Genomic DNA, 1,259 nt, shown 5'->3' on the forward strand with positions numbered 1-1,259 from the left:
CTACGTCTGCCCAATTAACGAACAGACACGGTTTTCGAGACAACGTAAATAAAGGTTAGGGTTTCGACGGAAGCGAAGGCGGTTTGTGCCTTCTAGAAGCCGGGATTCCCATCGCGAACGTTCACGAAGGTAACTTTCGTAATCTACACAGTGCAACCGTTTCAGCAGGTTGTCTTGCTTCAATGCGTCATCTACCCAGATCACGAATTCTCCACTGCGCCAGATGTAGCGATTCCAACTGCGAAGTCCGGTCATTCGGCGGTGACGCGTCTTCGTCCGGCGGAAAAATCGTTCATGGTCGTTATTGGTCCTTGGTAAGTAAGGCGTGTCGTAACAGGCAAACAAGCCTTCCCAAAATCCGGTGGTGTATCGTTCAAAATTCTCCACCATCACGGTGTCTTCTTTGCGGGTATAGGTATTCTTCAATTCATTTTTCAACCACTGCATTTGTACACGAACGCAGTCCGCCGTTTGCTCCGCAGGAGCACTCAAAATATGGGCGGCGTCTTCCAGAGGTCGTAGCCAGCGCTTCACGTTCTCGTACGAGGAGCGGAAGCTATCCAGCCTTTCAAACAACTTTAGTAGCTTTTCGCTGTAGGCGAACCCCCTTTTTTAGCGCTTCGCTGAAGCGAGGTTCGAATGGCCTGGGCTTCTTCGTAGACTCGAATACCCGGGAGATCCAGTGGCGGGTTGCCATCTTCGAGCAACACAGAACGTACCGCTGCCAGATAGTCTCTGGCAATGGCGGCATCTTCGGAATCGTCGGGATGGACCAGTTTTTCCAATTGGCGAATCCCCCGTAAGTTCTTCTTAATCCCGGTCTTGAGCTTACGGTCAAGCTCCATGACGGGCTTGGCAATATCTTTTAGATAATGGTACTGACAATATTGATAAGGCACTTCCGGCCACATACCGGACATAGCCAGGCGAATGGAGTGCTGACCATCACTAAGTAGTCCAATGACGGGGAAGCCAAGTTGTTCTACCGGTTCAAGCAGACGCTTCAGTTCTTCAGCACTGCCGCTTTTTAAGTTTTTTGCAGCCAAAATGCTGCCGCTGAATCCTTCGCGTACCACGTACAGGGTTTCATTTCCCTTTTCGGGTTGAACGCCGTCCATGGAAAGAAGCAAGCCGCCGTGTTCCTGCACGACTTCGGCCAAGGTCTTGCGAAGATGGTTGGTCACCGAAGCACGGAGCAACGTGAGATAACGTTCATACAGCCGCATACAATTACGCTCGGAGGTGACGACACCTCGTCG

The 1,259-nt window shown here is 51.2% G+C and carries 2 protein-coding genes; both read right to left on the minus strand.

Annotation, left to right across the window (positions count from 1 at the left end):
• Nucleotides 1-576 carry a hypothetical protein gene (locus L691_RS0120015; RefSeq protein ID WP_025692133.1) on the minus strand — a complete coding sequence of 192 codons (576 nt, stop codon included), beginning with the start codon at nucleotides 574-576 and terminating at the stop codon, nucleotides 1-3.
• Nucleotides 577-578: 2 nt separating this feature from the next.
• Nucleotides 579-1,259: transposase (locus L691_RS0120020; protein ID WP_036737447.1), on the minus strand; the 681-nt coding region annotated here is incomplete at its 5' end.

The organism is Paenibacillus zanthoxyli JH29, assembly GCF_000520715.1.
GTDB lineage: Bacteria > Bacillota > Bacilli > Paenibacillales > Paenibacillaceae > Paenibacillus_AQ > Paenibacillus_AQ zanthoxyli.